The organism is Paenibacillus sp. J31R122, from assembly GCF_056269185.1.
On the sequence record NZ_JBWDNM010000002.1, the window covers coordinates 612,530 to 634,683 of the forward strand.

General features: G+C 43.7%; 22 protein-coding genes and 1 pseudogene. 4 read left to right on the forward strand and 19 right to left on the reverse strand.

Annotated features, from left to right (window positions below; all coding sequences use genetic code 11):
• Positions 1-151: 151 nt before the first annotated feature.
• The 6 genes from AC0YN7_RS05950 to AC0YN7_RS05975 form a co-directional block, all read right to left on the reverse strand.
• On the reverse strand, positions 152-1,168 hold the full coding sequence (locus AC0YN7_RS05950; protein ID WP_475809021.1) for a 23S rRNA (cytidine(2498)-2'-O)-methyltransferase RlmM: 1,017 nt from the start codon (positions 1,166-1,168) through the stop codon (positions 152-154).
• A gap of 401 nt (positions 1,169-1,569) precedes the next feature.
• Complete coding sequence (locus AC0YN7_RS05955; RefSeq protein ID WP_475809022.1) at positions 1,570-1,914, reverse strand: cyclic-phosphate processing receiver domain-containing protein; 345 nt, start codon at positions 1,912-1,914, stop codon at positions 1,570-1,572.
• Positions 1,915-1,957: 43 nt separating this feature from the next.
• The gene (locus AC0YN7_RS05960) at positions 1,958-2,773 is read right to left on the reverse strand and encodes an Fpg/Nei family DNA glycosylase (RefSeq protein ID WP_475809023.1); all 816 of its coding nucleotides are present in this window, start codon (positions 2,771-2,773) and stop codon (positions 1,958-1,960) included.
• 39 nt (positions 2,774-2,812) lie between these two features.
• A complete protein-coding gene (locus tag AC0YN7_RS05965; RefSeq protein ID WP_475809125.1) occupies positions 2,813-3,622 on the reverse strand; it encodes an HAD-IIA family hydrolase in 810 nt (269 codons plus the stop codon).
• An 81-nt stretch (positions 3,623-3,703) separates the two neighbouring features.
• On the reverse strand, positions 3,704-5,032 hold the full coding sequence (locus tag AC0YN7_RS05970; RefSeq protein WP_475809024.1) for a ribonuclease H-like domain-containing protein: 1,329 nt from the start codon (positions 5,030-5,032) through the stop codon (positions 3,704-3,706).
• Positions 5,029-7,314 (reverse strand): DEAD/DEAH box helicase, encoded by a 2,286-nt coding sequence (locus AC0YN7_RS05975; protein ID WP_475809025.1) that lies wholly within the window; start codon positions 7,312-7,314, stop codon positions 5,029-5,031. Before AC0YN7_RS05975 ends, AC0YN7_RS05970 begins: the two co-directional genes overlap by 4 nt.
• 196 nt (positions 7,315-7,510) lie before the next feature.
• Here AC0YN7_RS05975 and AC0YN7_RS05980 point away from each other — a divergent pair, with 196 nt between their 5' ends.
• Both AC0YN7_RS05980 and AC0YN7_RS05985 read left to right on the forward strand, forming a co-directional pair.
• Entirely contained in the window at positions 7,511-7,798 is a 288-nt protein-coding gene (locus tag AC0YN7_RS05980; RefSeq protein ID WP_475809026.1) for an autorepressor SdpR family transcription factor, read from the forward strand.
• Positions 7,795-8,427, forward strand: coding sequence for an SdpI family protein (locus AC0YN7_RS05985; RefSeq protein WP_475809027.1), 633 nt, complete (start codon positions 7,795-7,797; stop codon positions 8,425-8,427). The genes AC0YN7_RS05980 and AC0YN7_RS05985 overlap by 4 nt, the downstream gene beginning before the upstream one ends.
• 75 nt (positions 8,428-8,502) lie before the next feature.
• Here the strand turns inward: AC0YN7_RS05985 and rnz are convergent, their stop codons facing one another.
• Both rnz and metH read right to left on the reverse strand, forming a co-directional pair.
• The gene (gene rnz / locus AC0YN7_RS05990) at positions 8,503-9,438 is read right to left on the reverse strand and encodes a ribonuclease Z (protein ID WP_475809028.1); all 936 of its coding nucleotides are present in this window, start codon (positions 9,436-9,438) and stop codon (positions 8,503-8,505) included.
• A 119-nt stretch (positions 9,439-9,557) separates the two neighbouring features.
• Entirely contained in the window at positions 9,558-12,998 is a 3,441-nt protein-coding gene (metH, locus tag AC0YN7_RS05995; RefSeq protein WP_475809029.1) for a methionine synthase, read from the reverse strand.
• Between the two features lie 143 nt (positions 12,999-13,141).
• Between metH and AC0YN7_RS06000 the strand changes: the two genes are divergently transcribed.
• Positions 13,142-13,690, forward strand: coding sequence for a 1,2-dihydroxy-3-keto-5-methylthiopentene dioxygenase (locus AC0YN7_RS06000; RefSeq protein ID WP_475809030.1), 549 nt, complete (start codon positions 13,142-13,144; stop codon positions 13,688-13,690).
• A gap of 74 nt (positions 13,691-13,764) precedes the next feature.
• On the opposite strand, the gene AC0YN7_RS06005 is transcribed toward AC0YN7_RS06000, so the two are convergent.
• The 9 genes and pseudogenes from AC0YN7_RS06005 to yneA form a co-directional block, all read right to left on the reverse strand.
• Positions 13,765-14,550 (reverse strand): HAD family hydrolase, encoded by a 786-nt coding sequence (locus AC0YN7_RS06005; protein ID WP_475809031.1) that lies wholly within the window; start codon positions 14,548-14,550, stop codon positions 13,765-13,767.
• A gap of 24 nt (positions 14,551-14,574) precedes the next feature.
• Positions 14,575-15,081 carry a hypothetical protein gene (locus AC0YN7_RS06010; protein ID WP_475809032.1) on the reverse strand — a complete coding sequence of 169 codons (507 nt, stop codon included), beginning with the start codon at positions 15,079-15,081 and terminating at the stop codon, positions 14,575-14,577.
• Between the two features lie 88 nt (positions 15,082-15,169).
• A complete protein-coding gene (locus tag AC0YN7_RS06015; protein WP_475809033.1) occupies positions 15,170-15,310 on the reverse strand; it encodes a hypothetical protein in 141 nt (46 codons plus the stop codon).
• A gap of 34 nt (positions 15,311-15,344) precedes the next feature.
• Positions 15,345-15,428: pseudogene (locus AC0YN7_RS06020) on the reverse strand (hypothetical protein); the annotation flags it as partial.
• Positions 15,429-15,490: 62 nt separating this feature from the next.
• Positions 15,491-15,682, reverse strand: a complete 192-nt coding sequence (locus AC0YN7_RS06025; RefSeq protein ID WP_475809034.1) for a DUF896 domain-containing protein — start codon at positions 15,680-15,682, stop codon at positions 15,491-15,493.
• A gap of 122 nt (positions 15,683-15,804) precedes the next feature.
• Positions 15,805-16,887 (reverse strand): efflux RND transporter periplasmic adaptor subunit, encoded by a 1,083-nt coding sequence (locus tag AC0YN7_RS06030; protein ID WP_475809035.1) that lies wholly within the window; start codon positions 16,885-16,887, stop codon positions 15,805-15,807.
• A gap of 28 nt (positions 16,888-16,915) precedes the next feature.
• On the reverse strand, positions 16,916-18,268 hold the full coding sequence (locus AC0YN7_RS06035; protein WP_475809036.1) for an ABC transporter permease: 1,353 nt from the start codon (positions 18,266-18,268) through the stop codon (positions 16,916-16,918).
• On the reverse strand, positions 18,265-18,978 hold the full coding sequence (locus AC0YN7_RS06040) for an ABC transporter ATP-binding protein (RefSeq protein ID WP_475809037.1): 714 nt from the start codon (positions 18,976-18,978) through the stop codon (positions 18,265-18,267). The genes AC0YN7_RS06035 and AC0YN7_RS06040 overlap by 4 nt, the downstream gene beginning before the upstream one ends.
• Positions 18,979-19,242: 264 nt before the next feature.
• Positions 19,243-19,617 carry a cell division suppressor protein YneA gene (gene yneA, locus AC0YN7_RS06045; RefSeq protein WP_475809038.1) on the reverse strand — a complete coding sequence of 125 codons (375 nt, stop codon included), beginning with the start codon at positions 19,615-19,617 and terminating at the stop codon, positions 19,243-19,245.
• 157 nt (positions 19,618-19,774) lie between these two features.
• Between yneA and lexA the strand changes: the two genes are divergently transcribed.
• Positions 19,775-20,395 (forward strand): transcriptional repressor LexA, encoded by a 621-nt coding sequence (gene lexA, locus AC0YN7_RS06050; protein WP_475809039.1) that lies wholly within the window; start codon positions 19,775-19,777, stop codon positions 20,393-20,395.
• Between the two features lie 76 nt (positions 20,396-20,471).
• Here the strand turns inward: lexA and AC0YN7_RS06055 are convergent, their stop codons facing one another.
• Both AC0YN7_RS06055 and AC0YN7_RS06060 read right to left on the reverse strand, forming a co-directional pair.
• Positions 20,472-20,687 carry a hypothetical protein gene (locus AC0YN7_RS06055; protein ID WP_475809040.1) on the reverse strand — a complete coding sequence of 72 codons (216 nt, stop codon included), beginning with the start codon at positions 20,685-20,687 and terminating at the stop codon, positions 20,472-20,474.
• A 608-nt stretch (positions 20,688-21,295) separates the two neighbouring features.
• Positions 21,296-22,054: a CAP domain-containing protein gene (locus AC0YN7_RS06060; RefSeq protein WP_475809041.1), complete on the reverse strand. Its 759-nt coding sequence runs from the start codon at positions 22,052-22,054 to the stop codon at positions 21,296-21,298.
• Positions 22,055-22,154: the final 100 nt, after the last annotated feature.

The following is a 22,154-nucleotide window of genomic DNA, read 5'->3' on the forward strand; positions in this document are numbered from 1 at the left end:
ATCTTATTAATTACTGCTACTTTAGCATATAATTATAAGTAAAAACAACCAGTTTTACATTAATATACATGTTGTGCTTAATTCGCAAATTCAGAATGCGAGCAAAGCCTTCAAGTAAAATAGCAACCTTCATAATGAAGGGCACTTCCCGTTATTTTTTTTGTAAATATAACGTAATTTCCTCACGGTTGTGGAACAGCTGTTTGGCGCCTTCAAGCGAAAACACCGATCCTAGTCTCTCAATTACTTCTTTTATCGTTTGCAAAGGCTTGCGATGCATTAATTTTACAGTAATAATTGCTGATGCCCCTTCTGCGAGCGATGCTTCAAGATCAAGCACCAGCTTGCACATTAGCATAGGGCTCCAGCTCATATCACACACCAGCAGATCAAAGGTTTTCGGCTTAAACTTCACTTCAGACGCGTTACGCTTTAAGTGATTTAGTGCCGGATGCCCTATTAATGATGAATGCAAATCTGCCGGATCGACTGCGGTAACATGCAGTCCTCGCTCCAGCAGTAAAGAAGTCCAGCCTCCTGGTGCTGCACCAATATCTAATGCTCGACTAAACAAGGAGTAATCTAGCCCGAAAGTCCGCTCCGCTTCCAGCAATTTGAATTTAGCTCGAGAAACCTGTCCTTCCTCTCGTTGAAAACGAACAGCGCCTCCTGGCCAATCAGACAGCATGTCCGATGGCGTGCCGAAACCAATATACAGCTGCTGTACCGCAGCATATATGGCGATAATAATATCCGGCTGTTGAACGACAGGCTCCGCATCAATTTCTTCAAGCACCGCGTCTAGTACGGCCTTCGTATCCGACGCGCTATAATGAAATTCAGATTTTAAAGTACGTCTTATATGTACTGCAATCCGTTTATGCTGGAGCGTAAATACGGCATTCCGCACCAAATCGGATAACTGTTCCAGGTCATCTGCGCTCCCGGTTATTTCAATCATGCGATCAATCGGCTGTACATGCCGCAAGAAAATAGGCTCCTGTTGATGGATGGCTTCCAACGTAGCCTCGCGGCTTAGTGGACTATTCATCAAAAAAACTTCACCCGCTGAAAGCTGTGTGAAGGCCGCGCCTCCAACAAGCCTCCGAAGCTCTTCCATCGCATATGGCGAATAGCTCTGATTTGCTGTTCCTATCCATTGACTCACGTTTCTATGCCTCTTCCGTTATATATTCCCACACCCAAACCCTGAAGGGCTTTACTACCAAACCTTCAAAGGCTTTAAACCCAAACCCTAAAAGGCTTTACACCCAAACCCTAAAGGGCTTTTCGAACCCACCCAAACCCTCCCTTCCAAGGGAGGGCCCCGAGGGTTGCACCCTCTGGACACCTGCAATTGGAGTAACTATGGAGATACCCTGATGCTGGCGAGTTTCTTTTGGCGGTAGATCGCTTTCGTCCCGATGGGACACGCTTTCGTTTGGAGTGCTTTTGTAACCTAGAAACGCTGAGATCTGAGTTACGTTGCTGTTACTAAGGCGCTCTCAAGTTTCTGGCGGTGAAGCGCTTTTGTAACCTAGAAACATTGAAATCTGAGTAACTTTATTGTTACTCAGATCTCACAAGGTTAGCAATCTGATTTATTAATTCTACCGGCATGGGACCGTTGTGGAGCTTGGTTTCTGCCGGAACGTTTGATGATAGCAGATGATACATTTGCATTCGTCCCGATGCGCTGGAGGTGTGTAAGTAGATTTCCTCTGGGTAACGACCGCTCTCCACGATGTGTCGAACCACTTCGTAGCCCGTAGGCTGGGCCCAGCCTAGATCATAATCGAGCGACAAAATACCAATACTCTCGAGATCAAGCAGCTGTTTGCACTCATCAGCATTATGCGCGAGTACGAATCCTTCTGGACATACGCGATAATCATCTAAATAAACATGAATCATGATCAAATCCTCCATTCACGCAACGAATTCAAAGCAAGCTGTATCATTGATCCTTCTGACAGCCCAAACATACAAAAGCTTTGCGTGCAGAAACATTTATTCTCTCAATCGTCGCTCCACATCGAGAGCATGATTGACCTTCACGATTGTGAACTTGAAGATGAATATTATATCCACCAGTTAACTTATCGTCCTCGGAGAAAGGCTGGTCGCCTACTCCGCCATGTGAAATCGCTTCCTTTAGCACTTTATGCATAGCAGCGTATATACGTTCCCAAGTTTCAAGATTCAGAACAGGAATCTTCACGTCAGGACGAATAGCCGCTTCAAAACAGATCTCGTCAGCATATATGCTGCCAATTCCTGATAATACATGCTGGTCAATAAGTGCTGCCTTTAATGAGCCGCGTTTTTTGGCGAATCGTTCAATGAAACGATCTAAATTCAGTCTTTTATCAAATGGGTCAGGTCCGAACTGTCCAAGCTGTTCTTCTACACCTTTGACCATCAGCAGCTGCACGTCGTCTGCGCGCAGTCCGATGATATAAAGTGTTTCATTCCCGAACCGAATTACAACCTGTGCGGTGCGGCTACGCTGATCATCATCTGAACTTTTATATAAATAAGCCCCCTGTGACAAATGAAGCATAATCCGTTTGCCATTATCCAAGTGAAATAGCAAATGTTTGCCGCGTCGTTCAATGAACCATACCACTTTTCCAACGATGTCTCTCTCTAACTGCTCTGCGCTTGCTTGAAACACTTTTACATTCGTAACTTCTATACCGGTTATTTGGGCTCCGGCAAAATGCTCCGTCAGCGCAGCCCTATATACGTCCAGTTCCGGCAGTTCATGCATGAAAATCCGCTTCCTTCCTATAGTCTTCGATTGTTTCTCTTATATCCCCTTGTATTCGGAAATAAACGCACGAAGCTCCTCTAGATGATTGCAAATCACATCTGGCTTGCAGCCAGCTTGTTCCGTGTAAAAATTTAGATTGTCCACTGTTGTAAGACCTGTTAGAACGAGTATCGTTCCACACCCTGAAGCATGACCGAAAGCGATATCCGTGGCCATATTATCACCGATTACCCAAGTCTCATCAGCAGTAAGACCAATACTGTCCAAAGAATATTTCATTAAAATAGAAGACGGCTTGCCGATCAATGTCGGCTCCTTGCCTCCTGCAGCCTTTAGCATAGCGCCAATTGATCCAGCTCCAGGTATAAGCCCGTCAGCCGAAGGAATGAGCAGGTCAGGATTCGTTAGTACATATTGAGCGCCGCTATGGATATATCGAACCGCCTTAGTCAGTCTTTCATAGGTGAACGATCTATCTATGCCTTGCAGTACAAAATCGGGCTGATCATCTGTAATCTCTAACCCCGCCTGCGTGCATGCTTCTCTTATGCCTGCTTCTCCAACGATAAAAACCTTAGCGCTTGGATGAATCTCAGCTATATATTGTGCGGCAGCTTGCGCTGATGTACAGACATCTTCAGGTGACACCAAAATCCCCATTTTCGTTAACCTATCCGCTACGTCCTGAGGTGAAGCGGAAGAATTGTTTGTTACAAAGCGATATTGAAGCCCAGATTCCTTCAAATATGAAATAAGTGTATCCGCGCCTTCTATCCGGTGCGTACCGTGATATAAGGTTCCATCCAAATCAATAAGTAAACCGCGCATTTTAGGCCGTTTTACCATCATAGCTGCGTGCGCCTCCCATGCCAATTGCATCCGTCTGCTTTATACGTCTATTTTAAACGTTTGATTCTTGCAATCACATCAAATCGATCGATTTAGCTTCTCTGACTTGCGGTTCAGCCGAGAAATTCGATTACGCAGAGCATCTATCTCCGCTCGTCGTTTAGCATCTAAACGCTGAAGCATGGAATGACTTATTGCATCCTCTAATGCATTCTTAGCGAATTGTAGTGCCGTCTCATAATCTTTGACCTTATGCTCATAATACATCGCCAGCTCCACATTTGCTTCCAGAGCAGCTGAACTATGATGTGAAGTTGATTGAATAATAGCCTTCTGCCACAATAACACAGCACGCACCCAATTTCCAGCCTTCTTGTCACGTCCCGCCAGCATGAGAAGCGTTGATGCGTTTGCTTTCTCCGTATGAAAAGCAAGTTCAAACAATTGATCGGATAGCATCGATTTCCCCATCTTCTCAAGCCATAGCCCTGTGCGAACCATTTCCTCGGGCTCAGTCGGGAGCGGGATAAACTCTTGAAGATTACCATTCAATAAATGTCCGAAACGAATAGCCAAGCATGCAAGCGACAGCATATCCGTTTCATTATGAAGAAAAACCCCTTCGAGAGGCGCAGGATCACCTGTCGCCAAAAATTCAAAATACAATTGCGGCGCTAATGATCCAGGTACATCATCCTCACGATGAATACCAAGGCGTTCTTCCTCCACATGACTTAATTTGCATGAAACTAAAGTGTTCCGCCATATCGATCGAGCGGGATGGAGAAAGTCGAGATGCTTAGGCTCCCATAGATTTCGTCCCAGCCCATTCATAATGAATCGATTTTGTACAAGCGGCCAATCAAACGTCTTTCCATTATACGTAGCAAGAAAGGTATAGTTGCTTAGCTTTTGCTGCAAATAGGTAAGCATTGCCTGTTCCTCGGCTGGGTGGCGAATTAAAGCTTGCTCAATGACAAATTGTTCATTCAACATGTAACCTATCCCGACCATAAACGGCACATTGCCTGTTCCCACGCCTAATCCAGTCGTTTCCAAGTCTAGAAACAAGATTTGCTCAGGTGATGTGCTGGCAGTCGGATGAAAGCTTTCTAGGCCGGGAGCCGCATGATGGAGCTCGTCAATTGCGTGTAACCCATGCCGAAACGAAACGGGATAGATGATTTTTCGAAGCAAAAAGCTGCCGATTTCCGTTGCTTGCAGCTTAACGCCAAAGCTTGCCCATACCGGTGATATCCATTCCGTCTCTTCTTCCTCCGTCCGCAGTTGCTCGGCGGCAGTTGGCAGCTCAATCAATTCAGAAGCTTGTTCCAATTTAACTTGTTCAACGCTATGGTCAACGCTTCCTCCGCGCAGGCGATTCATTCTATCGCGAAGCCCGCTCATCGTGTGCCCCCCATCTCATTAAGAAGCTCTAACGCCTGTTGCTTACCGAGCAGACCAACCTCTTCAATTGGACCTACGCAGGCCGGACAACCGCTTAGACAGGAGCATGCGCGGATCAGCGACATCGCTCGACGAACAAGCTCATCATGAACCTCGAACAATCGTTCACTAAGGCCTATACCGCCAGGATAGCGGTCATAAAAGTAGATCGTCGGTTTCTGTGTATGCACCGCTTTCACCTGTGGCACGACCCTAATATCGAACGGATCACACATCAGATAAAGCGGAGCAATGTGAACAAGCACATTAGCGATGCCCAGCAAAGCGAATTGCATTTCATTCTTGCTCTTGCGCGCCGCAGCTTCCTCACTGAATGAGAACCAATAACCACTCGTATGCAGCTCTTCTTCTGGTAAATGAATCGGCCCGGAGCCGATATTTTCATGTGTGCGCAGTTTAATCTTCTTGAAAATAGTAGGCTTTGCATTCACGGTTAGCTCACCGTATTGCAGCAGTAATTCGCCAGCATCTCTTTCCTTGTCAACATGGAGCACCTTAAGCTCCGTGGCAAGATTCGCATCTGTATAATAATCAACATTAACCTCGCGAACATATGCTTTTTTCTCCGGGTAGTCGAGCTTCTCAACCTGATACTGCACACCTTCGTGAATATAAATAGCTTCTTCATGTATAAGCGTAGGCGCGCTGAAGCGATCCACCTCTCCGAGAACGCGGCTTCCATTCGTATTATCGATTATGACGAAATTTTCTTGAGCGGCGGATCGCAGCGATATATTATGAGCTGGAAATGATTGCTCCATCCAATACCAACGTCCTCCTGCTTTGTGAAGCACCTTCTCCTCAACAAGAAATTCCATCATGTCTTCCAGCGATTCTGATCCGAACGTATCGCCAACCTTGAAGGGCAGCTCATACGCCGCGCATTTCACATGATCGATTAGTACAAGTAAATTATCAGGATTAATCAACGCTCGTTCAGGCGGCCGGTTAAAGAAGAAGTCTGGATTTTGAATCATATATTGATCAAGAGGATTGCTGCTTGCCACCATAAAGGTTACAGAGCTCTCTTGACGTCTGCCCGCGCGACCTGATTGCTGCCAAGTGCTTGCAATCGTGCCTGGATAGCCATTTAAGACACATGCTTGCAGCTGTCCAATATCAATGCCTAGCTCCAAGGCGTTCGTGCTAACGACTCCGCGAATTTCACCTGAACGAAGTCCGCGTTCAATTTCTCTGCGCAGCTTGGGCAAATAACCGCCTCGATAGCCTCGTATTGTTTTGGCGTCCAACTTATCCTTTATTAACTCCTGCAAGTACGTTAACAGCAGCTCTACCCTTACTCGGCTGCGAGCGAAAACAATAGTCTGAACACCTTGCTTGAGCAGCAAAGCCGCCAGCTTGCGTGTTTCGAGCACGCTGCTTCTACGAATACCTAATTGCTGATTTACTACCGGCGGATTATAGAATACAAAATGCTTCTCTCCCATCGGTGCGCCATTGTTATCGATCAGCGTAACTTTCTCGCCGATCAATCGCTCTGCATGCTCCTTAGGATTATCTATCGTTGCTGAAGCACATATAAATTGCGGATTAGAGCCATAAAAATGGCAAATTCTTTTTAACCGCCGAATAACATTGGCAACATGACTTCCAAATACGCCACGATACGCATGTACTTCGTCAATTACAATAAACTTTATATTTTCGAACAGCTTTACCCATTTCGTATGATGCGGCAAAATAGCCGAATGCAGCATATCCGGATTCGTCACTACGATATGACCCGCATTTCTAATCGCGGTTCGTACCGTTGGGGGCGTGTCTCCGTCATATGTATGAGTCTTGATGCCAACCTCCATCAAATCGGCCAAAGCCTGAAGCTCAGCTACTTGATCCTGCGCTAGAGCTTTCGTTGGGAATAAGTAAAGCGCTCTGCCCTCTTCATTCTCCAGCAACGATTGCATGACAGGTAAATTGTAGCATAACGTCTTGCCGGAAGCGGTCGGCGTAACGGCTACGACGTGATTGCCTGCGCGCGCCGCAGCGTAGGCAGCCGCTTGATGCGTGTATAGCTCACTGATTCCACGGGAATGCAGTGCTTCCTTCCATGCATGATGCAGCCCGTCCGGCAGCGGGGCGGTATTCGCCTCGCGTGGAGCAATGGTTCGCCAGTGCGTCACATTTTCCATAACCTCGGTATTTTGGCGCACCTGCTCTAACCACTCCTCCAAGCCGGAGGTTCTACCCGTCCATCGGTTCATAACCATCCCACTCCTCATCTAACCCTCTTCGTATCCATTTTACAGAATACATGTTCGTGCTGCAATTTTAATTTTACTGGAAATCATTTGATCCATTGACAGCCGTTAAGAAAAACGATATATTGGACGTATGTTAGACATTTAGACAATTATCTAAACATCTAATAAATAGATCGTATGAGAAAGGACGGCTGCTATGTCCATCAACCTTGCTTTCAAAGCACTCTCCGATCCGACTAGGCGCAAAATATTGGATTTACTTCGTGATCGTGATTTGACCGCTGGAGATATCGCCGACCACTTTCAAATGACCAAGCCGAGTATCTCCCATCATCTTAATTTGCTTAAGTCAGCCGATCTCGTATGGGATGAGCGCCAGGGTCAGCACATTGTTTATTCACTGAACACGACCGTTTTTCAAGAATTGATGAAATGGATTGTTTCCTTTCAGCAATCAAAATCAGAAGGGAATGACGAAGTATGAATAAATCACTAATTTCATGGTTAATTATCGCAGTCGCCATCATCGCAGGAATTGTTGTGTACCCCGACATGCCGGACAAAATGCCGATTCATTGGAATGTAAATAATGAAATTGACAATTATGCCAACAAAGCATTTGCTTTATTTTTAATGCCGGGCTTGATGATATTAATGACGGTACTGAACAAGCTCAAACCAAAAATGGATCCAAATAAAAATAACATTTCCAAGTTAAAATCCAGTCTATATGTCATACAGAATACATTATTGCTCGGCTTATTGGTCTTACATGGGTTCAACATTGCTTTAGGCTACGGTATCGAGATTAACATTGGAAATATTGTAACCCCAATAATTGGTGTTTTATTTGTCGCAATCGGTAATTATATGCCTCGTTTTAAGCAGAATTACTTAATCGGTATTAAAACGCCCAAGACTCTAAATAGTGAAACAGTCTGGCGGAAAACACACCAAATGTCTGCTAAATTTTTTGTCATTGGCGGTTTATTGATGATCGGTACCGTCTTCATTCCTGCACCGTTACAAAGCATTGTATTTCTTAGCATCATCATTATCGTTTCGCTTTCCTCAATCTTTCTAGCATCCTATTATGCCAAAAAAGAAAAATAAGTGAAGAGAACCTCTGTTATTTTTATTTGTCCCTCACAGAAAAACTAAACCGGTAAGCTTTTGCTTACCGGTTAATTAGTTTACTTCTCTTGGAATTTCCGTCATATAAAAATCGGTCGCAGCTGTCACCGCACTAAAATGTATAGCGGCTTCCTCTTCTAGCTGACTCAAATCCTCATTACTATAACGTCCGCTGAAATGAGTCATAATAAGTCGTTTCGCTTTAGCAGCTGCCGCAGTTTTCGCCGCGTCTGTCGTAGTACTATGCCCGAATTCATGCGCTTTCTCTTCCATGCCTGCCGCGAAGGTTGCTTCGTGAACGAGCAAGTCAGCTCCCTTAGCAAGCTTTAACGCATTTGAACAGGGCTTCGTATCACCAAGAATAGTTACTACTCTGCCAATCTTAGTTTCACCTGTCACATCTTTTGTTTGAACAATAACTCCATCCGGCAGTGTAACCGACTGCCCCTGCTTCAGCTTTCCATATATAGGGCCTGCCTCTATGCCTAGCGATTTCAGTTTATGTACAAGAAGCTTGCCCGGTTGATTATGCTCTATTACTCGGAATCCATAGCAAGGCATCCTATGCTCTAGAGTATCCGCTTCTACAGTAAACCGTTCATTAGTGAATACAACGTTATCCTCATCAGCTATTTCGTGAATATTCAATTCATAATCCAACTGTGTTCCGCTTACAGCAAATACGATATCCATGTACTGCTTGAGCCCGACTGGCCCAATAAGCTGAACGGGTGTAACCCCGCCATCGAAGGAACGACTGCTTAACAAGCCAGGCAATCCATAAATATGATCACCGTGCAAATGCGTGACAAATACAGCCTCCAGTTTACTTAGCTTTAACGGCGTTCGCATAAGCTGATGCTGCGTTGCTTCTCCCGCGTCAAACAACCACCAACCACAGCTAGGCTCTGACAATTGGAGCGCAATCCCGCTCACGTTACGATATTTTGAAGGTCTCCCAGCGCCCGTTCCTAAAAACCAAATGTTCATTTCGTAGTTCACCTCTCCTTCTAGCATTTGCCGCGTGATCGTTATTTATGAAAGGAAGAACCCTCTCTTGCTCGGTTAACCGAACGATGGAGGGCTCTTCTTCTCATGATCTAGCTATATTACAATTTTTCAACGTTAAAATATTGTGCTTCCGGATGAGCGAATACCATCGCAGAAACGGACGCTTCCGGCTCCATCATATAGCCCTCCGTCAATTCAACGCCAATATCCTCCGGCTTCATCAAATCAAACAACGGCTCTTGATCTTCAAGATTCGGACAAGCGGGATATCCAAAGGATACACGTATCCCTTGATAACGAGCGCCATGGCGCTGCTTCATCGTCATTTCAAGCGGATCCGGATAACCGCTTACGTCACGCATAATATGATGCACACGCTCAGCCAATGCCTCGGCAACCTCAAGTGCGACAGATTGTAGAGCATGTGACCGCAAGTAATCGCCGTTATCCTTCCACTCATTAGCTAATTCGCGAATGCCGTGACCCGCTGTTACAACTAGGAAGCCCACATAATCCATAATGCCGCTTTCCACTGATTTTAAGAAATCAGCCAGGCAGAGATGTGGCTCAACTTGTTGACGCGGGAATGTGAAACGTTTGATCTCCTGTGTCTGGTCTTCGGGATGATAGATGATAATATCGTTGCCGGATGACTGCGCCGGGAAGAATCGATACATACCATGCGCCTTAACGATACCCTCTGTAGCTCCCTTATTCAAAATCTCATCTACCGTCGCTTTAAGTTGGATGGCTTTCTCGTTGCCTTCCTTAAGCAAGTTATCCACTGTACCCTTTAAGCCAAGGTGATGACCCAGCAGCATTTGCATGTTGATATAAGGCACGATATGTGGAATCGGTACATCACGCAATACGTGACGTTCCAAATCCGGAGGCGTAAATACTGGCGCATCCGGCGATATTTTGGATCGAACAGCGCGAGACAGCGTTGGCATTTGCTTCTTCTCTTCTTCTTCCGCTCCGCCTGACGCTTTGTAAGCGGCCATCTCCTCTTCCATTCGTTCACGATGACCCGCATCCATTATTTTATTGGCAATATCAAGGCCATCCATCGCGTCTTTCGCATAAAGGACAAGTCCGTCATACTCTGGACCGATTCTCGTTTTCGTAAATTTACGTGTCAATGCCGCTCCACCGACCAAAATAGGAACGTCAATTCCAGCTGTACGCAAATCCTGAGCTGTAACAACCATTTGTTGTGCTGATTTAACAAGCAAACCAGATAAGCCGATCGCGTCTACCTTCTCATTGCGGTATGCTTCGATCAACTGCTGCGGTGGCACTTTAATGCCTAGGTTTATAATTTTGTAGCCGTTATTAGACAATATAATTTCAACTAAGTTTTTACCAATATCATGAACATCGCCTTTTACGGTCGCTAAAATGATTTTCCCTTTGACGGAAGATTCATTTTTCTCCATGAATTGTTCCAAGTAGTTAACCGATGCTTTCATAACTTCAGCACTTTGAAGCACCTCAGCTACGATGAGCTCGTTTCCGTTGAATAAACGTCCAACTTCCTCCATCCCGCGCATAAGCGGGCCGTTGATGACGTCCATCGCAGAATACTTCTTGAGTGCTTCATCTAGGTCAGGAATAAGACCTTCCTTAGTCCCTTCCACTACGTATGAACCAAGCCGCTCCTCAAGTGTAAGGTTAGAAATCTTTTCTTTCTTCTCAACCTTCTTATCTCGAAACGCAGCAACGAACGTGGCCAGCGTTTCGTCCGTCGTGTTGTAAATGAGCTCCTCAGCAAGTCGACGCTCTTCAGCAGGGATTGAAGCGTAACGCTCAAGCTTCTCCGTGTTCACAATAGCGTAATCGAGACCTGCTTTCGTCGCGTGATACAAATAGACAGAGTTAAGCACTTCACGCCCCGCGTCAGGCAAACCGAAAGAAACGTTGCTAAGACCCAGAATCGTTTTCGCTAGCGGAAACTTTTCTTTAATCATACGAATACCTTCGAGAGTCTCTACTGCCGAACCAATATATTGTGGATCGCCAGAACCGACTGGGAACATATTCGGATCAAAAATAATATCCTCGGGGTTCAGCTTATATTTATCAACGAGCAATCGGTAGGAACGCTCAGCAACCTCTAGTTTTGCCTCGCGTGTAACTGCTTGCCCTCGCTCATCGATCAAAATTACAACAACAGCAGCACCATAACGGTGTATTAATGGAACGATAGATTCAAACTTGGATTCACCATCCTCCAAATTAATGGAGTTAATGATCGCTTTACCTTGTGAATATTTGAGACCCAGCTCAATAATATGGTCATAGGTAGAATCGAGCATTAGAGGCGCTTTGATTTTCTTAACAACCTGAGGCAAAAATTGATGTACCGCATACTCCTCATCAATATCCGTATCCTGCAGGTTAATATCGATAACATGAGCCCCGCCCTTAACCTGAGCTCTTGCAATTTCCGATGCTTCATCGAATTTTTCTTCTTTGAGCAGTCGTTTAAACTTACGCGATCCTGAGATGTTCGTACGTTCGCCGATCATAATCGGCCGATTCTCAGGCTCAATATACACAGTATCTATACCAGAAACCGCATTTGAATGCTCACCCATTTTCGTGCGCGGCGAATATTGCGCCATCGTCTCAGCCATTACACGAATATGCTCAGGAGTTGTGCCGCAACATCCGCCAGCAATGTTCAGCCAGCCCTGCTCAGCGAAAGCTTCCATTTTTTTAGCGAGTGACTGCGGTGATTCATGATAATGACCATTCTCATCCGGCAAGCCTGCATTCGGGTAGCAGCTGACTCCCGCTTTTGCGATTTCACTTAAAGTACGTAGATGGTCACGCATAAACTCTGGACCCGTCGCACAGTTCAGACCTATTGAAATCGGCTTCAAATGCTCAAGTGAAATGTAGAAGGATTCTATCGTTTGCCCTGCGAGTGTAGTACCCATAGGCTCTATCGTTCCAGAAATCATAATTGGCAGCTCTCGGCCCAGCTTCTCGAAAGCATTGCGAATACCGATGCTGCCTGCCTTAACGTTCAACGTGTCCTGAGAAGTTTCCAGCAACAGGACATCCACTTCTCCTTCAATCAATGCAAGCGCTTGTTCGTAATAGCTGTCTACAAGCTCATCGAACGTTACGCCACCCGTGACGGACAGCGTTTTCGTAGTGGGACCTAGTGCGCCAGCTACGTAACGCGGCTTATCGGGAGTACTGTATTTATCACATGCAATACGTGCCAGCTTTGCTGCTGCTAAATTGATTTCTCTCGCTTTCTCAGGGATATCATAATCTGCGAGTACAACGCTTGTAGCTCCGAAGGTATTTGTCTCCAAAATATCAGCGCCTGCTTCTAAATATTGCTCGTGTATGGATTGAATAACATCTGGGCGAGTCAGCACTAGCATTTCGTTACAGCCATCCAGCTCTGCTCCGCCAAAATCTGCCTCATGTAAATCCGCTTGCTGTATCATAGTGCCCATCGCGCCGTCCAAAATGAGGATGCGCTTTTCAAGCATTTGTTGTATCGTTGGTTTCGACAAAATTCTTCATCCTTCCCAAAAATCATTAACCAATAGTTTATCAGAATCCTAGCTGTCTGAACAGGTAAATCCATCGACAATCCATTTATTTTGTTTTATAATCATTATATCATCTAATTTCCATAGGAAAAGAGGGAAAGAGCATGGCTGAAATAAAAATCCGTAACACCGAGGAAAGAATTACAGGCGAGGAAAATGTCCGTGCATTTCTAGAAAAACAAGAAGTGTTATATGAGCATTGGGCTACAAGTAAGCTAGCAGAGAATTTACAACAAAAGTTTATTCTTACAGATGAGGATAAGGCAGAAATTCTATCTACTTACGATGAAGAAATTCGTGATCTTGCAGCTCGCCGCGGCTATCAAACTTGGGATATTATCGCTTTGTCCGACGCAACTCCTAATCTTGACGAACTTCTAAAAAAATTCGAAAACGTTCATACACATACCGAAGATGAGGTTCGCGCCATCACTGCCGGCAAAGGAATATTTATTATAAAAGGAACTGACGATGTTGGCTATTTCGACGTTGAGCTGGAGGCAGGCGATGTCATTTCCGTTCCAGAATACAAGCCGCACTTCTTCACTCTAATGGATAACCGTCAAATTGTTGCCGTTCGACTTTTCATTGAAACAGAAGGCTGGATTGCACATCCGTTTGCAGACGAAGCTTTTGCAGGCAACAAAGCCTAGTTTGGACATTTAAACAATGCAAGCCCCTCGTTCGCGGCAATGGCTGTGAACGAGGGGCTTTTAAGCTATTTCTGCTAAATTAGAAGCGGCAGCAGCTCTTCTAAATTTTCAATTTCATGAGTAGGTACGATTTCATCATTGCGAATCGCTCCATGACGATTTATCCATACGGAAGTCATACCAATCGTATTCGCACCCAATATATCAGTGGTTAGCTTGTCGCCAACCATGATGCCGTGATCGGGCTCAATGCCGAGACGCTCAAGCGCATGCTTGAAAATCGAAGCGGCAGGCTTACCCTCGCCAAACTCACCTGAAATAATAATATGATCGAAATAAGGAATAATTTGCGGTACACCAGCAAGCTTCTCTCTCTGCAAATCCGGTGAACCATTCGTTAGCAGCAGAAGCTTGTACTTGCCCTTCAAAGCATCAAGCACACGGAACGTTTCCTCATATACAATAGGCCGTGAACGGCGTTCTGCTGGAAAACGTTCTGCGAGTTCTGCACCAAGCTGTTCATTATCTACACCTAAAGCTCGCAAGCCTTGTGTCCACGCAGATTTACGGTAGCCTGGAGCTAGACTTTCCAGCTGGCGGAACTCTGGTTGTTCACCTTCGAGAAACGGCGCCCACAGCCCTTCAAAAGGATTGATTCCGATCATTTTCGTAAAAGGAAATGTCTCATATGATTCGTATAATGCTCGCGCTTCACGACGAACCGCCTCTTCCAAAGCGTCAGGATCAACACCAGACACCTCTGACGCCGCTTGACATGTCGCTTGAAAGGCTTCCTTAACACTGCGGTCGTCCCATAGCAGCGTGTCATCTAGATCAAATAATACAGCTTGTTTAGCCATTGTTGTTCAAACTCTCCTACAGGTTTATTTTTCTTGATAGGCAATTCCATGGGTTTGTGCAAAGCTTTTCAATTTCTCAGCAATTAGATCAGTCGGGTAACGATTCATAACTCTCGAGAACACCCAATTTGATCCTTTTTGCTGTTCAACAATTACGTAGCCCTTCTGAACACTAATCGCTTTGATCGCTTCTGCTGGCAGTCGCTTGTCACCAGTCATACGGCGAGTTTGCAAGAAATCCTTGCCGATCGTTATATAGGGCTTTCGCAAGAAGAATAGTGCGGCAAGAAAAATGTAACATCCTACCGTTACCCAAAACATAGTATTCGTTTCAAATGTTTTATCTCTTAGCATCATGAAGACGTACATGCCAATAAACACAATAAGTAAAATTGGCGCTATGTAATTACGTCCAACAATTTTTTGTGATTGCTCCGCATTTAGAATGATTTGGCCATTTCCTTGCTTTTTACGCTTTTTATTTACAGTATTCATATTTTTGCGCACCTTGCGCTCCCAAGAACGTGACAAATCATTACCTCCTATTATTTTTATAAAGCAAAACAAGCTTCATAAACAATCATCTCAAACGGCCAAGTAAACCCCTTGACCTCGTAAACTAATCGAATGCTCGACGAGATTTATCAATGAATCGATTAGGGTAATCATCCGGCAATGCACTTACTTCCTCGAGCTTGTCCCAAATTTTAGTCGGCATAGACCAGCCAATTGCCCCCATATTATCTTCGAACTGCTCCAAGGTGCTTGCCCCAAATATCGGTGACGTAATCCCTTCATCCCACACAGTATTGATATAAATCAATATAATCCGTTTGAAGACGATTTAAACTTGCTTCTACGCCGTCCATAATATGCTTTCGTGATAACCCAACTCATAGACACTCTTTCTTGGATTGGACATGAGTACCTTACTTATAAATTAATGTTTGACCTCATCTTCATTATCAACAATCGTGATTGTATCTAATTGTTGACGGAAATTACCTTTGAAAATCTCTAAATATTGGCGTCTTAATTGATCTCGTTCCTTTGTTTCCTCTTCACTCAAACCCGTTGTTTTATTTATACGAGAAAGTTCGTTAATTCTCGCGATAATCTTATCCATTTCCATTATCTTGCTTCTCTCCTCTCATGCTGAAAATGCACTATACTCTACTTTTACATTTCGAGCAATCAGTTGTCAAGAAGATGGATGCGGAGTCATTCGACATTTCACATGTTGTACATATTTATTTAGCGAAGTACAACCTGATCGCCTTCCTTAAGCCCTTCAAGCACTTCTGTCAGTTCTGCTGTCTCCAAGCCAATTTTAATTTCCTTACGCTCGTATTGTCCATTTCCAGTGTCCAGCATTACAAAATGCTTGTCATCTTCACGCGTTATTGCGATGGTAGGAACAACTGTCGCATTATCTTTGCGATCGATTTCGATAGCTCCATTCAAGGTTAAGCCGGCTATTAAATATTCATTGGGCTCAAGCGTAATGACAACCTCAAATTGCGCAGCTTGATCTAAATTATTTTGATCCGTACCCGTCTTAGCAAACTTAGACACCTTCAGAACTTTTCCAGACAGCTTTACGTCCTTCATTGCATTCATTTTTACTTGCACTGCCATTCCCGCTTTTATACGAAATACATCTTGCTCACCAACCAAAGCAATGAACTGCAGCTTATTCAAATCAACGACCTTACCAATATATTCATTGTCCGCTACGGCCTGAGGACGTTTATTCGGTTGATCAAACAGAAATATTCCTGTAGCAGGTGAACGGTAATTCGATTCTGTCAGCTCATTCTTTTTCTTCTGCAAATCCTTCGTTTGAATACCCGTTGTAACATCATTTAGCTCTTGGGTTAAGCGTGCGATCTCACGTTCGACCAGCTGCTTCTTACGGGCCTCCTCCGACCATTCAACGGGAGATGCTTCATCCTCCTGCTCGCTTAAATATTCGTTTAACTCCGCTTCAAGCTTTGCTTTACGCAAAGAGGCCTCCATCTGTAAAATTTCATTTTGACCTGCTGTCTGATCAAGCTGAAACAATACATCTCCCTTTTTAACCTGAGCACCGTCTTCAACGGACCATTTTGTAACCTCAGAGCCAAATGGAGCGTATACAAGTGTCTCATGCTCATATAAGGACTTCCCCTTAACTTCTACAGTGTTTACAAGTGAATCCTTCGTCACTTGAAATGTAATATCTTGAGATTCTGTTGTGAGATCCATCTGTTGTGACGGATTGCTTAGTTTGTACAGTCCAAAGCTGATTGCAATTAGAATAAGTCCGATAATGCCAAGCTTTATTTTCTTCTTCATCGTTATATGCCCCTTCTACTGCCAATTTCTAATCTCGTCTAATTGCGGTTAATGCATCTGTTCGGGATGCACTGATCGCCGGATAAATGCCGGATAACACTCCAGTCGCTAATGCGAACATCATCCCAATCGGTATCGCCAATAAAGGTATAAAGATAATAACTGCGTCCTGCTCACCCGAAAGCGCATGTATCAACCCATTGATACCCCAAACTATCCAATAAGAAAACAGCACACCGAGCAGTCCGCCCAGGAAACCTAATAAAGCAGCCTCTACAATAAACATATTGCGAATTTGTCCTAGATTAGCGCCAAGAACCTTCATAATACCAATTTGCCTTCTTCGCTGATAGGTAGACATCGTCATCGCAACAACGATCGATATCGAAGCGATAATGAGAATAAATACACCAATGCCGATTGCCGCTGCCTTAATGATTTTAAACTCATTCGCCAGCCTTTCCTTCTGATGTAAATTCGTTTGTGTTGTTAAAAACAGCTTTTGTATTTGTTTCTCCACCTGTTCAATATTTGCTTGACTGTCGACCTTAACAACTACCGAATTGTATGTATTCTCATTTTCATTGCCGAGCTTTAATTCCTTATTAAGCTGCTTAGCTGTCTCCATAGAGACATAAGCCTTCTTGTCATACATCACATTATTTTCGTTCATCCCATCTGGCTTCTTCAACACGCCAACAATTCGCAAAGGCGTGCTGTTATAGGCTTTTTCCATTGAATTATTGCGGAAAATAATCTGTTTCTGATACAACGGTGTAGGTATGCGATTTAAATTTTCATATTGCTTAATCAACTCTTCATCGAACGGGTTTTTGTCCATCTGTGTCAGTAAGCTTTGGCGCGCTTCCTCATCCGCCATACCAAGTGTCGCGCCGTAATTGAGAACAACTGTCCCGGTCAAATCAGAAGTTTTCCCTTGCAAAAAAGAATGGCCAAACGCAGACAGCATATCTAGATCGGTTGCGATAACTTCGGTGTGATTGGGCGATTTCGATTGATCAAGTGTAGACATCTGCATATAATTCAACTGCTGAAAGGGAGCCGCAGCTACGACATGTGGAAACTTCTTAATTAGATCCAGCTTTTGCTTTGTTAAGCTGCCCTTCTGTAAAGCTCCTGCTTCTGGAGCAGAGCCTTCTGAATTTGAGTGTCCGCCTGTATTGGCACTCACAGTAATTTCATCCATTTTCAAATAACTGTTCATTTCTTGTTCGATATAGACCTGAGCGGACTCGCCTATGCTCATTGCCACGATTATAGCTGCGCAGCCTATCGATATGCCTGCCGCACAAAGTGCTGTGACCACTTTTCGTCGCTTCACTTGATCCCAAGATAAACGGGTAATATCGCTAATTCTCAATGTAAACTCCCTTCCACAACCCTAGTTTCGGGGGCTGTTTCGTGCTCCGTAACGAGAAAGCCATCTCGCAATGTAATAATCTTTTGTGTCTGTATGGCTACCTCACGCTCATGTGTAACAATAATAAAAGTCGTCTTCATCGTATGGTTCAAATGCTTCAAAATAGCTATAATCTCTTCTTCCGTCTTCGTGTCCAAATTCCCTGTTGGTTCATCTGCGAATATGACCGAAGGCTCTGTAATAAGCGAACGCGCAATACTGACACGCTGCTGCTGCCCTCCCGATAGCTGAGATGGGAACAAATCCGCTTTTTCAGGAATACCGACCTGCTTTAATAAATCGAGCGCTTTTTGTTTACGAACTGATGGATGAATCGACTGAAATACTAGCGGAAGTTCTACATTTTCACGAACGGTGAGATGTGCAACCAGCTCATATGCTTGAAAAATAAATCCAATATGCTTTCGCCTAAATTCGGCTAATTGGTTCTCATTCATCGATACAATATTATGATCGGCAATGTAAATATTGCCTTCTGTTGGCTTCATTAAGCCCGCCATCAAATTCAATAAGGTGGACTTGCCGGAGCCGGAGCTGCCTAGCAGCGCGACCATCTCTCCCTTACTCACAGTAAAGCTTATCTGCTGGAGCACTGGAGTCGTTTCACTCCCCGTTTGGAAAGAATGGGATAAGCCTTCAACACGTAACATATAGGGTTCTCCTTCTACAAAAATTGACAATCTAATCTATTTTAATATAAAAGCTGTGGTATAACCAACTCTTTCGAGCCTATTACATACTTTGTTATTAACCTCCGTTCATTAATGTCCCTATTAATAGACGTTCTGAAAGTCTTCTTCCCCTTCACTTCAAACAAAAAAACTTTCCTAAACATGCAGAAGTCATTCATCCTGCTTGTTCGGAAAGCTATCGATTGTGTTGTATTTGCAAACTATTAATTAATGTTCCTATGTTCAATTCGGAATAATGAGCTGCTGACCAGGCTTAATATTTGCATTCTGCAGTCCATTCCGATCCTTAATTAGGTAAACTATATATCGAGTATCCTCACTGCCATCATTAAAACGCTTGGCGATTTCCCAAAGAGTGTCTCCAGCATTTACAATTACAACCTGTTCGTTCGTCGAAGCAGGTGTAATTTCACTCCCTGATGCATTAGTACCCATAAGCAAAAAGCTTGTAAACAATAAAACAAATAAAGCGATACTCACTACTATCTTCACAGCATGCCGCTGCATAACCGGCAGCAGACGGCGTCTAATTGTTGTTAAATTACTCTCTGGTTGTGTATGGATCGATTTGTAAAAACTTGGACTAGTTATCATCATCAGCACCCCAAACGTTTGTTCTGTTTTCAGAATACACGAACAAACGTTTGTAGTCAACAAAAAAATACGAACTTCTGTACTTAAGAACTTATGTTTGTACGAACTCCGGTTCTATGTTATAATTTCCTACAACAAACCTACTATTGGAGTGATCGCAGTGTCGAAGATTTCCAACCGACAACATTCGATTCTTGAATTTATTAAGAATGAAGTTCGGGAGAAAGGCTACCCGCCGTCCGTCCGAGAAATCGGAGAAGCTGTTGGATTATTATCCAGCTCAACCGTTCATGGTCATTTGGACAGATTGGAGAAGAAAGGGCTTATTCGCCGAGATCCAACTAAGCCGCGTGCAATTGAAATATTAGACAATGAAGGTGTAGATGGAATTATACCTCTCTCTGTATCCAAAGTGCCGATAGTCGGCAAAGTAACCGCAGGTGTACCTATTACTGCAACTGAAAATATCGAGGAGTACTTCCCCCTTCCATCGCATTTCGTAGGCGATAGCAGCGTTTTTATTTTGAGCGTAATGGGAGAAAGCATGATCGAGGCTGGTATTCATAACGGAGACTATGTTATCGTTCGTCAGCAGCCAACTGCCAATAATGGCGACATCGTTGTTGCAATGACTGAAGACGATGAAGCAACTGTCAAAACCTTCTACAAAGAGAAGGATCACTTTCGTCTACAACCGGAGAACTCCTCCATGGAGCCTATTCGACTTCACAATGTGACGATTTTAGGCAAGGTTATCGGAATATTCCGTGATATTCATTAATTAGCCTAAAACGTACATACTAACTAGACTGAATCCAAGCGCAAGCATACGGGATTCAGTCTTTTTTTTACCTATTTTACGTACGATCCCATCCTTCAATCACTCGAACAAAATGATTCCCCTCATCCCTCTCTATATATTTGTCCTCAATTAAATTATCCAATAATAACGCGATTTCTTTGTCTGACCACCCGGTTAACCGGCAAACTAATGTAAAGTCACTCTTTACCCATTCCAATTGATTCAAATTCCACAAAATTCGCAACAGCTTTCGCTCTCGGTCTCCAAGCATCTATACACAACTCCATTCACTTGAACCTTGCAAACGACATTTAACAATAAATAGAACACATGTTCTTATTATATACCAAACATTCGCTCTTATTGCAAGAAAATAAAAGCTATCCGATATACGAATATATCCAAAATAGGAGCAATCCCCTCTGCAACTGCCTTTTCAACATATTTCAGTGTAAGCTCTGGGCTTATGACACGGTTTATGTATCTACGTAACAAGAATCCAATCACATCGAAGAATACGTGCATAAATTACAGAGTACTCAATAAAAGGAGGTGGAATGAAAAATGTCTAGTGTAGGTGGAGCTTTTACAAACACTGGTACTATTCTGGTGCTCTTTATTTTATTGGTAATTATCGCTTGTAGCTGTGGCGTCTTTGGTGGAGGTTACTAATAAATTCAATTACGATATAAAGTCCCTAAGTCCAGGACACTAAACTTTGACTACAAACAAACAAAAGACCCTTCAATGGGTCTTTTGTTTGTTATAACGTAACTTCTCCTTCTTGAGAGCATATTGACTTTACAAATAATAAATCGAGGTGATCAAGTGTCAGGTTTCGGTTTTTTTGTTCATCCTCGGGCATATATTGATAGTTAGTTAGCCAATAAATTCTTGTACCCATTCACCGTTATAATAGGCTATTCCGATCTGGGTAAAGCTGTTTTTCAAAATATTGGCTTTGTGCCCCGGACTGTTCATCCAATCGTTCATAACTTGCGTAGGACTGCTTTGGCCCTTTGCGATATTTTCTCCCGCTGAGCTGTATGTGATTCCGAACTGCTTCATCATATCGAACGGTGATCCGTAAGTCGGAGAATTATGATCAAAGTAATTGTTATTATGCATATCCTGTGCTTTGACCATCGCCATTTTCGCTAATTCAGCATTCTTACTTAGGGAGTTCAAGCCCACTTTGGATCTTTCTTTATTAACCAAATCCAAAACTTGCTGTTCAAATTGAGACGAATTAGTGTTTTGATTTGGTGGATTATTTGCAGGTGGTTGTACTGGTGCTGGATTATTTGCAGGTGGTTGTACTGGTGTTTGATTCCTTGGATTTTCTACCGGTACCTGACCGAGATTTAACCAATCAAACCAGTTTGAAGCTGCACCCGGCACTTGTTTCATCGAAATAGATGATTTCCCTGCATTCGTCGTAGCAGTAGATGATGCCTGGGTTAAGTTTCGTGCTGGTGTAGTAGTATGAGCATGAGTTTGAATACGTGCTGGTGTAGTAGTATGAGCTTGAGTTTGAATACGTGCTTGATTAGGAGTCACTTGCTTTTGTGTCATGTTGCCATTACTCGTACAACCTGTTATTAGTAATAGTGCTGCCAATACAATCAATCTAAACATTAATCCAGCCTCCCCTATATTATCACACAGTAACGTTGCGATTTTATGGTTAGCTTTAGACCCTTCTTTTATTCCTCATACATCTTTCCTACATTATTTA